Raw genomic sequence first — 13,864 nt, 5'->3', positions numbered from 1 at the left:
CCGGCGTACGCATCCCAGTCCTTTTCCCCGTACGCACCGTAGTGGCGGGTGAAGGACAGCTTGCCGAGCAGCTTGGCGATCATGTTGCACTCCTTTCGCCTGTCCGAGCCCTCCCGGCCGAGGGTTCAGCAAGGAGGCTCTCGCCAGTCACCAAATGCCACATATGCCATGTTCCCACACATGCCACAGGTGTCATATCGAGAGCATCAGACCCTGGCCGCCGAGCTCCTCCGGCACCCGGCGTCCTCCGGGCCGGTCGCCGAGGGGCTGCTGGAGAAGCCGGCCTGAGCGCCCGCTGTTCAGTCCTCCAGCGCGATCTCGCTCCACACCTGCTTGCCCCCGCTGACGGGCACCGTCCCCCAGGCGTCCGACACGGCCTCGACGAGCAGGATGCCACGGCCGCCCGTGGCCTCCCAGCCGATGCTGGTGGGCTTCGCGGGCGTGCGGGGCGAGGCGTCGAAGACGGCGACGCGCAGACGGTGGTTGACGAGGGTGAGGTCGAGGCGGACCTGGCCGTCGGTGTGGACGAGGGCGTTGGTGACGAGTTCGGAGACGACGAGCTGGACGGTGTCCAGGTTGCGCTCGGGGACACCCCAGGCGCGCATGGTGCGCCGCGTGAACCGGCGGGCGTGGCGGACCGCCTCGGGGACGCGCCACACCGTCCAGCCCTCGCGCAGCGGACGTACGGCCATGCCGTCGTAGCGCATGAGGAGCAGGGCGACGTCGTCACTGCGGCGGGCGTTGCCGAGCAGGGCGTCGGCCACGAGGCCGAGGTGGGCGGGGTCGGAGACGGACAGTTCGTGGGCGAAGCGGTCCATGCCGGTGTCGATGTCCGACTCGGGGGACTCGACCAGGCCGTCCGTGGTGAGGGCGAGCAGCATGCCGGGCTGCAGCCGCAGCGGGGTCATCGGGAAGTCGGCCTGGGCCACCACACCGAGCGGCGGGCCGCCGTCCGCCTCCGCGATCTCCGTACGGCCGTCGGGGTGACGCAGCACCGGCGGCAGGTGTCCGGCGCGCACGCACCAGGCGGAACCCTCCTCCATGTCGACGTCGACGTAGCAGCAGGTCGCGAAGAGGTCCGTCTCCATCTCCATCAGGAGGCGGTTGGCGTGCGAGACCACCACGTCCGGGGTGTGCCCCTCGGCGGCGTACGCGCGCAGGGCCGTGCGCATCTGGCCCATCAGGGTGGCGGCGCTCGCGTTGTGGCCCTGGACGTCGCCGATGACGAGGGCGACATGGTTGTCGGGCAGCGGGATCACGTCGTACCAGTCGCCGCCGAGCTCCAGTCCGGCGGTGGTGGGCAGATAGCGGGCGACGGCGATGGCGCCGGGCAGTTTCGGCAGACGGCGCGGCAGCAGCTGGCGCTGGAGCATGCCGACCAGTTCGTGCTCGGCGTCGAAGGCGTGGGCGCGCACCAGGGCCTGGCCGGCCAGGCCGGCGGAGGCGGTGAGCAGGGCGCGTTCGTCGGGGCCGAACTCGTGCGGGTCGTCCCAGCCGATCAGGCAGGCGCCGGCCATCCGGCCCCCCGCGGGCAGCGGCAGGACGGCCAGGCCGCCGGGGCCGACCTCCGCGAGGGCGGGTTCCAGAGGGGTGCCGGCGGACCAGATCCGGGCGCGGCCCTCGCGCAGCGCGGCGGCGAGGGTGGGCATGGCGCGCAGGGGTGCGTCGGGCCACTCGGTGCGCCACTCCAGGCGCCACAACTCGGGCCAGGCCTCCTGTTCGGGAGGGTCCAGGACGGTGACGACGAGCCGGTCGCCCTCCAGTTCGGCGAGCGCGATCCGGTCGGCCCGCAGCGGCTTGCGCAGGGCGGTGACGACGGCCTGGCTGACGTCGCGGACGGTGCCGGCGGTGGCCAGCGCGGCGGCCAGGCGCTGGACGCGGATGACGTCGGTGACGTCGGGGCGCAGCTTGGCGGGGTCCTCGACGGTGCCCACCAGCCGCATCGGATGGCCCTCGCCGCCGGGCAGCAGGCGGCCGCGCAGCCGGAGCCACTTCGGCGGGCCGGCGGGCTGCAGGATGCGGAACTCCAACTCGCGGTCGCCGATGGACATGTGGTCGGCCTCCACCACGGACATCAGCGACGGCAGGTCCTCCGGGACGGTGCGGCCCAGCAGGGTCTCGACCTTGCCGTCGAACTCCGCCCGGGTCAGCCCGAACACCTCCAGGATCCCGTCGCCGACCGCCACACGGCCGGTGTCCATGGCGAGGCTGAACGCGTCGGACGGCAGCTCTCCGGCCTCGGCGGACGCGGGCGGCGCGGGGCAGGCGACGGCCTCGGCGATCAGTGCGAGGCACTCGCGGTCCTCGGTGTCGAAGCCGTGGGGGCCCTGACTCACGGCCAGCAGGCAGCCGCCGCCGTCCCCGGGCACGGGCAGGGCCCCCACGAAGAAGTCCGGGGAGGGCGTCCGCCGCGACTCGGGGTACCCGGCGAGCTCCTCGGGGCCGAGCCACACCGGTCGCCCGGTGCGGTGGGCGTCGGCCGCGGGGGAACGCCCGGAGACGGGGTAGCTGTCGCGCAGCCCGTACAGCGTCCGCGGCACACCGGCCGACTCCACCAGGCAGAGCAGGTCGCCGCCGTCGCCCGGCGTGTAGACGGCGGCCACCGCCGCTCCCGCGAAGACGAGCGCCTGTTCGAGTGCGCGGTGCGCCCGCTCGGGTGAGTCGAGATCGGTCGTGATCGATTTGAGGGCATCTTCGGCACGCAGCGTTCTCGTTCTGCGTCCCGCAGCGCCCTCACTGACCACGTCCGTAATTACAGCGCTTATGAGGTCGCTGCGCAGCCCCTGTGACCGTTCTGCGCAGGCCGCGGCCGGCGCACGCTCGAAAGGCGCCGAACACGTCTTTACGCATGCGTTCAGCTTTACGCATGCGTTTCCGCACAGTGATCTCAGGACAGCCGCCACTGTCCGGGCCCGTCACCCGCCGGCGTCTCGTGGCGCGGCTGCCTGCGTGGGGGTGTGGCCGGGCGCCGTTCGCCGTGCGCGTCCGGCCGCCAGGAGAGAGATTTGATCCGGGACCCCGCCGCGGCCGTGCGAGGAGGTGGTCGGCGTGCCCGACGGGCAGACATCCGAGCAGGCGCCGTCGGCCGCCAGGGCGCCGGTCGGCCGTCCGATGCTGTCGCTCGCGCTGACCGCGATGATGGAGGCCGTCCACGCGCACTCCGGCGGGGTGTACCTGCGTGCGCCCGACGAGCCGGTGCTGGAGATGGCGGTGATGGCGGGCCTGCCGCGGGCGTTCGCCGCACCGTGGGAGCGGGTCGGACTGAGCGCGCCGATCCCGGTCGCCGAGGCGGTGCGCCGCCGGCAGCTGATCTGGGTCGGCGGCGAGGAGGACATGGCGCGCCGCTATCCGCGGATCGCCGTGGTCCTGCCCTACCCCTTCGCCCTGGCCGCGATGCCGGTGGCGACCGCGACGACCGTGTACGGCGCGGTGTTCGTGACCTGGCCCGGTTCGCATCCCCCGGAGCTGTCCGACCAGGAACGGAACCACCTGAACACGGCCTGCGACCGGCTCGCGCTGCGGCTGGAACGCGCCGCCGGGCAGGACCGCCCGCTGGGCTCGGAGCCCGATCTGCTGGCCGCGCCGCCCGCGGGAGGCGTGACCGGCACGCTGGGCACGGTCGAGGCGGCACGCATGGTTGCGCGGCTGCCGTACGGGCTGTGCTCGCTCGATCTGAACGGGCGGATCAGCTTCGCCAACGCGGCGGCGGCCGAGCTCCTCGGTGCCCCGGTCGACTCGCTGCTCGGCACCCATCTGTGGGCGTCGGTCACCTGGCTCAACGACCCCGTGTACGAGGACCGCTACCGGGCCGCGCTGATCAGCCAGCACGTCACCTCGTTCGTGGCGCTGCGCCCGCCCGGGACCTGGCTGTCGTTCCGCCTGTATCCGAGTACGACCGGGCTGAGCGTGCGCATCAGCAAGGCGCGGGCGGTCTCGGACATGAGCCGGTCCGGGCCGCAGCCGGGGGACGCGGCGCCGCGTCTGGTCACCATCTCGCAGGTACTGACCCTGGCCGGCGCGCTCACCGAGGCGGTGGGCGTGCAGGACGTGGTGCAACTGGTCGCGGACGAGATCGCCCCTGCCGTGGGCTGCCAGGCCCTGGTGCTGCTCGGCTCGCGGGCGGGCCGTCTGCACGTGCTGGGGCATCGCGGGTATCCGGACCCGCATGTCGTGGAGCGCTTCGACGGCATCCCGCTGGCCGCGCCGACGCCGGGCGCGCACGCCCTGCGCAGCGGGGTGCCCGCGTTCTTCGACTCCCGGGAGGAGCTCGAGCGCCTGTATCCGGTCCGGCACTGCACCCCCGACGGCTTCGCGGCCTGGGCCTATCTACCGCTGATCGCCTCCGGGCGGCCGGTGGGCACCTGTGTGCTCGCCTACGCAGAGCCGCATCCCTTCCACACGGACGAACGGGCGGTGCTGACGAGTCTGGGCGGGCTGATCGCGCAGGCCCTGGAGCGGGCGCTGCTGTACGACGCCAAGCAGCAGCTCGCCCACGGGCTGCAGGAGGCCCTGCTGCCGCACTCGCTGCCGTCGCTGCCCGGCATCGTGGCGGCCGCGCGCTATCTGCCGGCCACCCGCGGCATGGAGATCGGCGGCGACTTCTACGACCTGGTGCCGTCGCAGCCGCTGGCGGCGGCGGTCATCGGGGACGTCCAGGGCCACAACGTGACCGCGGCCGGGCTGATGGGGCAGATTCGTACCGCCGTACGGGCGTACACGACCGTCGGCCAGGCCCCGGGGGAGGTCATGGGCAGCACCAACCGGCTGCTGATCGACCTCGGCGCCGACCTGTTCGCCAGCTGTCTGTACCTGCGGCTCGATCCGGGGCAGGGTCGGGCCGTGATGGCCCGGGCGGGGCATCCGCCGCCGCTGCTGCGCCGGAAGGACGGGCGGGTGCGGGTCCTGGACCTGGCCGGCGGTCCGCTCCTCGGTATCGACGCCTCGGCCAAATACCCGACGACGGAGGTCGATCTAGCCCCCGGCTGTGTACTCGTCCTCTACACCGACGGCCTGATCGAGTCGCCCGGCGTCGACATCGAGGACGCCCTGGCCGACCTCGGCGAACACCTCGCGCAGACCGGCGACCGGCCCCTCGACGAGCTGGCCGACGACCTCGTGCGGCACTACGCGGCCGCGGAGGAACGGATCGACGACGTGGCGCTGCTGCTGTTGCGGGCGAGCGGGGACGGCTGACGGGGCACCGAGGACGGGGGCCGCGCGGGGCGAAGACGGACGGTCCGGCCCTCCCGCCGGAGGGCCGGACCGTGCCACTGTCGGCCGGAACCGCTGGTCTGTGCCGATCAGTGGGTCTCGGTCAGCCCGGAGTTGTCCTCGGTGCCCGTGCCCGACTGGTTCTCGGCCGCGCCGGACGGGTCGGCCGCCCCGGACTGATCACCGGCACCCGACTGGTCGTCAGCACCCGACTGGTCGCCGCCGACCGCGTCGCCACCGGCGCCCGCCTCCTCACCGCCCGCCTGGTCGCCGCCCGCCTGGTCGCCCGCTCCGGCGCCCGCGTCGCCGAGGGTGGCGCCGGTCGCCGTCAACGCGGTGGTGACCGGCTGGAAGAAGGTCTCGCCGCCGGCGGTGCAGTCACCGCTGCCGCCCGAGGTCAGGCCGACCGCGCTGCCGTCCTGGGTGAACAGCGAGCCACCGCTGTCACCGGGTTCGGCGCACACGTTCGTCTGGATGAGTCCGGTGACCGTGCCCTCCGGGTAGTTCACCGTGGCGTCGAGGCCGAGGACCTGGCCGTCGTTCAGGCCGGTGGTGCTGCCCATCCGGAACACCTGCGCGCCGACCGTGGCCTCCGCGGCCTGGAGGATCTGGACGGTCTGCCCGCCGCCGATGTTGACGTCGCTCGGGGCCTGGGTGTTCGGGTCGTCGTACTTGACGAGGGAGAAGTCGCCGTCGCCGGGGAAGACCGCCTGGTCGACGGTGGCGATCGGCTGTCCTGTCTCGGAGTCGGACCACTGGTCGGCCGCGACCCCGCAGTGACCGGCCGTCAGGAAGGCGGGCGAGCCGTCGCTCGCCGTGACGTTGAAGCCGAGGGAGCAGCGCGCGCCGCCGCCGAAGATGGCGTCGCCGCCCGACACGAACGTCTTGAAGGTGCCGGAGGACTTCTTGATGGTGGCCATGCCCGAGCCGAGGCTCTGCACGGTCGACTCCAGCCGGTCCCACTTGCTGCCGGTGACGGTGGTGTCGGCGGTGACCAGGATCTTGTTCGTTCTGGGGTCGACGGCCCACGCGGTGCCCGGGATGGTCGCCTCGGTCTTCAGCGTCTGCGCCGCGGTCTTCAGCTCGGCCGTGCTGTTGTCGACCTCGCGGACCTTCGCGCCGGCCTTCTTGGCCTGCACCACCACGTTGTTGTTGTCGCCCGAGACATTGACGACGTTGACCACGAGCTGCCGGCTGTCGGCGTCGTAGTACGAGCCGGCGAAGGCATCTCCGAGCAGGTTCTGGAGCTGCGAGGCGAGGTCCGAGGCGTCCGCCGCCTTCAGGGTCTTCGGGGCAGCCGCGTCCGACGCGCCGTCCTGGGAGGCGTTGGCGTTCGGAAGCAGCAGGGCCGCCGCTCCGAGTGCCGCCACGCTGCCCGCCGCTATCGCGGCCTTGCGCTTCGGAATTCGCTTGTGACTCAAACTTCTCGACCTCCTGGGGGACGGGGTCTGCGCTGCCGGTCGGCAGCTCGTACAGCGGCGCCTGGATGGCCGTAGGTACGGGCGGGACAGGCGGGGCGTTCAATTCCGTTTCCCAACTTCCTTTGTGCGGCGCCGAATCGGCCACGCCACGGGCCGAGCGGCCGCGCGGCGGGAACAATCCCCCGTATGACGATGACCACCGCCGAAGCAGACAAGATCCTCTCCGCCAACTTCGCCCCTTGGGTCCTGGCCCTCGGCCTGACCGTCGAGACCCTGGGGGACGACCGCGCGACCCTGCGCCTTCCCTGGTCGGCGGGGCTGGCCAGAGAAGGCGGGGGCCTTTCGGGGCAGGCGCTGATGGCCGCGGCCGACACCGCCACGGTCATCGCCGTCTCGGCGGCCCGGGGTGCCTACGGGCCCATGACGACCGTCCAGCAGTCCACGTCGTTCCAGCGCGCGGTGACGGATTCGGATGTCCTGATCGAAGCGGTGCTGACCAAGCTGGGCCGCCGGATGGCGTTCGCCGACATCACGATGACCGCCGAGCGTTCAGGCGAACTGGCGGCACGCGCCAGCACCGTGTACGCGCTTCTGGGCTGACAGGGTTTCACATCCCGATCCGACACGATCGGCGATCGGCCCGTCACGATCCGTTCCGATCACGGGGCGGAATCCCGGCTTCAGCGAATCTGCACATCCAATGCTCAACCAAGTCACCGGAAGCGGGGAATCTGCACAAGTCGACGACGGCGCCGATGCCTTTGGGGCGGGAGTGTCGGATTCGGCTGCACGGCGGCAAGAGGCGGTGTGCGCCGATGCCGCGCGGCTTGTGAAGAAGTCGCCAGCAAGCCGTGCACGCACCTGCACGGTTGGTTGTCCATGAGTCGCAATTGCGCAGGTGGGAACGGTGGTTGATTGGAACCGCGGACCGCAAACCTGCTTTGATCCATCGCACCGCGGGAGCCGCGAGGGCTCTCCGAAAGGGGCGTCCGGTGCCTGCGGTGGCGGCCGTCCATCTGTCCCCAGAGGGGGCCGCTCCCCCTTGTGAATATCCATATGAAGGGAAGTTCCATCATGAACTCCACCCCCCAGGTTGAGACCGTCGAGATCTCCGACGCCGAGCTCGACAACGTCTCCGGCGGTCTCTCCCTGAACGCCGTCGGCACCGTCACCGGCCTGGTGGACGGCATTGCCCCGGTCTCCGGCCTGGTCAACACGGTCGTCGGCACCGTCGAGGGTGTTACCGGCCTGAACACCGCCCCGGTCACGGGCCTGGTTGCCGGTCTCTGATCGCACCTTTTGTTCCGTTGAGTCCCGGAGCCGCAACCCGGCTCCGGGACTCTCGGGTGCCGTGAAACTCTCCGACAGGTGAGGGAAGTCCCTTGCAGTTCCGCCAACAGGCCCTCGCCAAGCTCCAGTCGCCGGAGGAGCTCGATCTCCCTGTGCGCTTCGCCCGCCCCCAGGGCTGGCTCGTCCTGTCGGTGACGGTGCTCGCGCTGGCGGGCGCCTCCGTGTGGGCGGTGACGGGCTCCGTGGCGTCGACGGTCAGCGCGCCCGCCATCCTCACGCACGGCGAGGGCAGCTACATCCTGCAGAGCCCGGCCGCCGGCCAGGTCACCGCGATCCTCGCCAAGGAGGGCGAGCGGCTGCCCGCCGACTCCCCCGTCCTGAAGGTCCGTACGAGCGAGGGCGACACCGTGGTCCGCACGGTCGCCGCGGGCCGGATCACCGCGCTCGCCGCCACCATCGGCCAGATCATCCAGACCGGCGCGAACGTAGCCGCAGTGGAGAAGATCGCACATGCCGGCGACCCGCTGTACGCGACGGTGTACGTCCCGGCCGAGAACGCCACCTCCATCCCCGCGAACGCGCCCGTGGACCTCACCGTCCAGACCGTGTCGACGCAGGAGTACGGGGTGCTGCGCGGGCATGTGAAGTCGGTCGACCGGTCAGCGCAGTCGGCGCAGCAGATCGCCGCGTTCCTCGGCGACAGCCAGCTGGGCGAGCAGTTCACCAAGAAGGGCCGGCCGGTCGCCGTCACCGTCCGCCTCGACAGGTCCTCCGCGACGAAGAGCGGTCTGAAGTGGTCCTCGGCGGACGGACCGCCGTACTCCCTCACCTCCATGACCATGGCCACCGGCTCGATCCGGCTGGCCGACCAGCGTCCCGTCGATTGGCTGCTTCCGTGACCACCGCCCAGGACACCCGCGGCAGACGCCGCGCCGCGCCGCCCGCGCGCAAGGTCCCCAAGGCGACCGCGAAGACCGTCCGCACTCCGACCGTCCTGCAGATGGAGGCCGTCGAGTGCGGCGCCGCCTCCCTCGCGATGGTCCTCGGCCACTACGGCCGGCACGTCCCGCTGGAGGAGCTGCGCATCGCGTGTGGCGTCTCGCGCGACGGCTCACGTGCCAGCAACCTGCTGAAGGCGGCCCGCAGTTACGGCCTGACGGCCAAGGGCATGCAGATGGACCTGGCCGCCCTCGCCGAGGTGAAGTCCCCGGCGATCCTCTTCTGGGAGTTCAACCACTACGTCGTCTACGACGGCATGGGCCGCCGGTTCGGACGGCGCGGGGTGTTCATCAACGACCCCGGCAAGGGCCGCCGTTTCGTGCCGATGGAGGACTTCGACGGCAGCTTCACCGGCGTCGTGCTGGTGCTGGAGCCGGGCGACGGCTTCGAGCGGGGCGGGCGCCGCCCGGGCGTGTGGGGCGCGATGCCGGCCCGGCTGCGTGGCACCGCGGGCACGATGCCCGCCGCCGTCCTGGCGAGCCTGCTGCTGGTGCTGGTCGGCGCGGCCGTGCCCGCGCTCAGCCGCACCTACATCGACATGTTCCTGATCGGCGGCCAGACCTCGCTGCTGGGCGTGCTGTTCACGTCCATGGGCGCGTGCGTGCTGCTCACGGTCGTCCTGACCTGGTTGCAGCAGGCGAACCTGCACCACGGCCGCATCATCTCCTCGACTCTCTCCAGCGCCCGCTTCCTGCGCCATCTGCTGCGGCTGCCGGTGACGTTCTTCTCCCAGCGCAGCCCGGCCGACCTCGTCCAGCGCCTCCAGTCGAACGACGCGGTGGCCGAGACCCTGGCCCGCGACCTCGCGGCGGCGGGCGTGGACGCGGTGGTCGTGGTGCTCTACGCCGTGCTGCTGTACACCTACGACCCGCAGCTGACGTTCGTCGGCATCGGTGTGGCGCTGCTCAACGTCGTCGCCATGCGCGTGGTGATCCGGCTGCGCGCGACCCGTACGGCGAAGCTGCGCGCCGACAACGCCCGGCTCACCAACACGGCGTACACGGGTCTGCAGTTGATCGAAACGATGAAGGCGACCGGCGGCGAGGACGGCTACTTCCGCAAGTGGGCGGGGCAGCATGCCACCACGCTGGAGGAGCAGCAGCGGCTCGGGGTGCCGAGCGCCTGGCTGGGTGTGGTCGCGCCGACGCTCGCGACGCTGAACAGCGCGCTGATCCTGTGGATCGGCGGCATGCGGGCGATCGAGGGGCACATCTCGGTCGGCCTGCTGGTCGCCTTCCAGGCACTGGTGGCCCGTTTCACCGCCCCGCTGACCCGGCTCAACGGTGTCGCGGGCCGCATCCAGGACTTCGCGGCCGACGTGGCCCGCCTGAAGGACGTGGAGAACTTCCAGGCGGACCCGCTCTACGGCCGCCGGGGCGGCGCCGACTCGACGCGCCGACTGCACGGCCATGTCGAGCTGGAGAACATCACGTTCGGCTACAGCCCGCTGGACAAGCCGCTGCTGTCCGGCTTCGACCTGACCGTCGGGCCGGGCCGCCAGGTGGCGCTGGTCGGCGGTTCGGGCAGCGGCAAGTCCACGGTGTCGAGGCTGATCTCGGGCCTGTACGCGCCCTGGGAGGGCGTGATCCGCATCGACGGGCAGCGCCTGGAGGACATCCCGCGCGGCGCGCTGGCCGCCTCCGTCTCCTTCGTCGACCAGGACGTGTTCCTCTTCGAGGGCACCGTCCGCGACAACGTGGCGCTGTGGGACCCGTCGGTCCCGGACGACGCCGTGGTGGAGGCGCTGCGGGACGCCGCGCTGTACGACGTCGTCATGCGCCGTCCCGGCGGCATCCACAGCCGGGTCGAGCAGGACGGCCGTAACTTCTCCGGCGGACAGCGCCAGCGCCTGGAGATCGCCCGGGCGCTGGTGCGCAGGCCCAGCATCCTCGTCCTCGACGAGGTGACGAGCGCGCTGGACGCGGAGACCGAGCTGACCGTCATGGACAACCTGCGCCGGCGCGGCTGCGCCTGTGTGGTGATCGCCCACCGGCTGAGCACCGTGCGCGACAGCGACGAGATCGTCGTACTCCAGCACGGCACGATCGTGGAACGCGGGCGGCACGAGGAGCTGGTGGCACACGGCGGCGCGTACGCCGCGCTGGTCAGGGAGCGATGAGATGACGTCCGTTCAGGAAGGCGACCTGGTTCTCGGCGCGCTCGGTTCGCTGGGCACGCCGATCGACTGCGCGGGCTTCGCCCGGCTCGACCTCGAGGGCCCCCAGGTGCTGTGGCTGGTCGCGGCCGGCGCCCTGGACCTGTTCGCGGTGGACGCGGCACAGCAGGGCCACTGGCACCACCTCGGCCGGCTGGAGGCGGGCTCGCTGCTGCTCGGCCCGGTCGCCGGACCGCAGCACACCCTGGTCGCCCGCCCGGTCAGGGACTGCGTGGTGCACCGCATCGGCCTGCGCGAGCTGTACCAGCCCGCGGACACCCAGACGTGGTCGTACGACGAGTACGGCAACCCTCAGTACGTTCCGCCGACGACCAGCCCCCTGGAGTACGCCCTCGCGCTGGGCGTCGGCCGCGGACTGTCCATCCTCTTCCAGGCGCCGATGGCCACCGAACGGGCCGCCGAGGTGACGGACGACGACGTCTTCTGGATGCAGGTGCCGCCCGGCAGCGTCCAATACGGCTCGCTGTACGGCGCGGAAGCGGCGGCCGACCTGCTGATGGACCCGGCGGTCTGGCAGGGCATGGTCGACCAGCAGTACCGGCTGCTGACCACGCTGGACCGCTGGATCGAGCAGCTGGAACGCACCCACGAGACGCGTACGGCCGCCGGCATCAAAGCCGGTGAGGCGGTACGCGCCCAGGCCGACCGGACACTGCTCGCGTCGATCGGGAAGAGCTCCGCGAAGCGCACCACGGCCGCCGACGCGGACGCCACCTACGCGGCGTGCAAGCTGGTGGCCCAGGCAGCCGGGATCACCCTTGCGGCGGCCGCGCAGAGCGGCACCGGCAGCGACCGGCTCGATCCGGTCGAGCAGGTCGCGCTCGCCTCCCGCGTGCGCACCCGGGCGGTGCGGCTGGACGGGACCTGGTGGCGCGACAACGTCGGCCCACTGGTGGGCCACCGGGCACTGTCCGGTACGCCGGTCGCCTTGCTGTGGCGGCGCGGCGGATACGTGGCCGTGCACCCGGCGACCGGGCGGGAGACGCCCATCGAGAAGGCCAACGCGGAGGAGTTCGAGCCGCGCGCGGTGATGTTCTACCGCCCGCTGCCGGAGCGGGGGCTCAGCCCGCTGCGGCTGCTGCGGTTCAGCATGCGCGGCACCGGCGGCGACCTGACCGGCCTGCTGCTCAGCGGCCTGGTGACGGTCGCGATCGGCGCGCTGGTGCCGGTGGCCACCGGCAAGGTGCTCGGCGAGTACGTGCCGAAGGCCCAGCACGGGCTGATCGTGCAGGTCTGTCTGGCCGTGATGGTCGCGAGCGTGGTGGCGGCGGCCTTCACCCTGCTGCAGAACCTCACCATCCTGCGCCTGGAGGGCCGTATCGAGGCGACCCTCCAGCCGGCCGTCTGGGACCGGCTGCTGCGCCTGCCGACGAAGTTCTTCACCGAGCGCTCCACCGGTGAGCTGGCGAGTGCGGCCATGGGCATCAGCGCGATCCGCAGGCTGCTCGCCGGAGTCGGGCCGTCGGTCGCCCAGGCGGTCACCGTCGGAGCGATGAACCTGGGCCTGCTGCTGTGGTACAGCGTCCCGATGGCGATGGCGGCGATCGGCATGCTGGTGGTGATCGCCGCCGTGTTCCTGGGGCTCGGGCTGTGGCAGGTGCGCTGGCAGCGACGGCTGGTGGTGCTCGGCAACAAGCTGAACAACCAGGCGTTCCAGACCCTGCGCGGCCTGCCCAAGCTGCGCGTCGCGGCGGCCGAGAACTACGCCTACGCGGCCTGGGCCTCGGAGTTCGCGCGCAGCCGTGAGCTCCAGCAGCGGCTCGGGCGGATCAAGAACCTCAACACGGTGCTGGGCGCGGTCTATCTGCCGGTGTGCTCCCTGCTGATGTTCATGCTGCTGGCCGGTCCGGCGCGCGGTTCGCTGTCGGCCGCCGAGTTCCTCACCTTCAACACGTCGGTGACCATGCTGCTCACCTCGGTCACCCAGCTGACCGGCGCCTTCGTCTCGGCGGTGGCCGCGCTGCCGCTGTTCGAGGAGATCAAGCCGGTGCTGGACGCGACGCCCGAGGTACGCACGGCCAGCACCCGGCCGGGCCCGCTGTCCGGCGCGATCGAGGCCCGCCGGCTGTCCTTCCGCTACTCCGACGACGGCCCGCTCGTCCTGGACGACGTGTCGTTCGAGGTACGGCCGGGCGAGTTCGTGGCGGTCGTCGGCCCCAGCGGCTGCGGCAAGTCGACGCTGCTGCGGCTGCTCATCGGCTTCGACCGGCCGGTCTCGGGCAGTGTCCTGTACGACGGTCAGGACCTGGCCGCCCTCGACCAGTCGGCGGTGCGCAGGCAGTGCGGTGTCGTGCTCCAGCACGCCCAGCCGTTCACCGGCTCCATCCTGGACGTCATCTGCGGCACCGAGCCGTACACGCCGGAGGAGGCGATGGCGGCGGCCGAGATGGCCGGGCTCGCCGAGGACATCAAGCGGATGCCGATGGGCCTGCACACGATCGTCGCGGGCAGCGGCGCGGTCTCCGGCGGCCAGCGTCAGCGTCTGATGATCGCCCAGGCGCTGATCCGCCGACCGCGCATCCTGTTCTTCGACGAGGCGACCAGCGCACTCGACAACGAGACGCAGCGCACCGTCATCGAGAGCACCAAGGCCCTCAACGCCACGCGCATCGTCATCGCGCACCGGCTGTCGACGGTGCTGGACGCCGACCGCGTGATCGTGATGGAGAACGGCAAGGTCGCTCAGCAGGGCCCGCCGGCCCAGCTGCTCGCGGACACGGGCGGGCGGCTGCACGAGCTGGTGCGGCGGCAGCTGGCGTGACGCCGG

The 13,864-nt window shown here is 72.0% G+C and carries 8 protein-coding genes; 6 read left to right on the top strand and 2 right to left on the bottom strand.

Annotation, left to right across the window (positions count from 1 at the left end; genetic code table 11):
• Positions 1-299: 299 nt before the first annotated feature.
• A complete protein-coding gene (locus ACFY16_RS29265) occupies positions 300-2,744 on the bottom strand; it encodes a SpoIIE family protein phosphatase (protein ID WP_390650176.1) in 2,445 nt (814 codons plus the stop codon).
• Between the two features lie 295 nt (positions 2,745-3,039).
• On the opposite strand from ACFY16_RS29265, the gene ACFY16_RS29260 reads away from it, so the two are divergent.
• Positions 3,040-5,193 (top strand): SpoIIE family protein phosphatase, encoded by a 2,154-nt coding sequence (locus ACFY16_RS29260; protein WP_390650175.1) that lies wholly within the window; start codon positions 3,040-3,042, stop codon positions 5,191-5,193.
• A gap of 107 nt (positions 5,194-5,300) precedes the next feature.
• Here ACFY16_RS29260 and ACFY16_RS29255 read toward each other — a convergent pair whose 3' ends face one another.
• Positions 5,301-6,632, bottom strand: coding sequence for a S1 family peptidase (locus tag ACFY16_RS29255; RefSeq protein WP_390650174.1), 1,332 nt, complete (start codon positions 6,630-6,632; stop codon positions 5,301-5,303).
• 186 nt (positions 6,633-6,818) lie between these two features.
• Here ACFY16_RS29255 and ACFY16_RS29250 point away from each other — a divergent pair, with 186 nt between their 5' ends.
• The 5 genes from ACFY16_RS29250 to ACFY16_RS29230 all read left to right on the top strand — a co-directional run bounded on the left by ACFY16_RS29250 (position 6,819) and on the right by ACFY16_RS29230 (position 13,858).
• On the top strand, positions 6,819-7,232 hold the full coding sequence (locus ACFY16_RS29250) for a PaaI family thioesterase (RefSeq protein WP_390650173.1): 414 nt from the start codon (positions 6,819-6,821) through the stop codon (positions 7,230-7,232).
• A gap of 474 nt (positions 7,233-7,706) precedes the next feature.
• Positions 7,707-7,922, top strand: a complete 216-nt coding sequence (locus ACFY16_RS29245; RefSeq protein ID WP_351137826.1) for a type A2 lantipeptide — start codon at positions 7,707-7,709, stop codon at positions 7,920-7,922.
• Positions 7,923-8,014: 92 nt separating this feature from the next.
• Positions 8,015-8,821 (top strand): HlyD family efflux transporter periplasmic adaptor subunit, encoded by an 807-nt coding sequence (locus tag ACFY16_RS29240; protein ID WP_390650172.1) that lies wholly within the window; start codon positions 8,015-8,017, stop codon positions 8,819-8,821.
• Positions 8,818-11,040 (top strand): NHLP family bacteriocin export ABC transporter peptidase/permease/ATPase subunit, encoded by a 2,223-nt coding sequence (locus ACFY16_RS29235; RefSeq protein ID WP_390650171.1) that lies wholly within the window; start codon positions 8,818-8,820, stop codon positions 11,038-11,040. The genes ACFY16_RS29240 and ACFY16_RS29235 overlap by 4 nt, the downstream gene beginning before the upstream one ends.
• Position 11,041: 1 nt before the next feature.
• Positions 11,042-13,858, top strand: coding sequence for an NHLP bacteriocin export ABC transporter permease/ATPase subunit (locus tag ACFY16_RS29230; RefSeq protein ID WP_390650170.1), 2,817 nt, complete (start codon positions 11,042-11,044; stop codon positions 13,856-13,858).
• Positions 13,859-13,864 lie beyond the last annotated feature (6 nt).

The organism is Streptomyces sp. NPDC001315 (assembly GCF_042896175.1).
In the GTDB taxonomy this organism is placed as follows: domain Bacteria; phylum Actinomycetota; class Actinomycetes; order Streptomycetales; family Streptomycetaceae; genus Streptomyces.
Note: the sequence above shows the minus strand (reverse complement) of the source record. Positions and strands in the feature narration are given on the sequence as shown.

Coding starts and splice junctions, on each gene's coding strand:
- ACFY16_RS29250 (WP_390650173.1), top strand. CDS start 6,819: ATGACGATGACCACCGCCGAAGCAGACAAGATCCTCTCCGCCAACTTC.
- ACFY16_RS29245 (WP_351137826.1), top strand. CDS start 7,707: ATGAACTCCACCCCCCAGGTTGAGACCGTCGAGATCTCCGACGCCGAG.
- ACFY16_RS29230 (WP_390650170.1), top strand. CDS start 11,042: ATGACGTCCGTTCAGGAAGGCGACCTGGTTCTCGGCGCGCTCGGTTCG.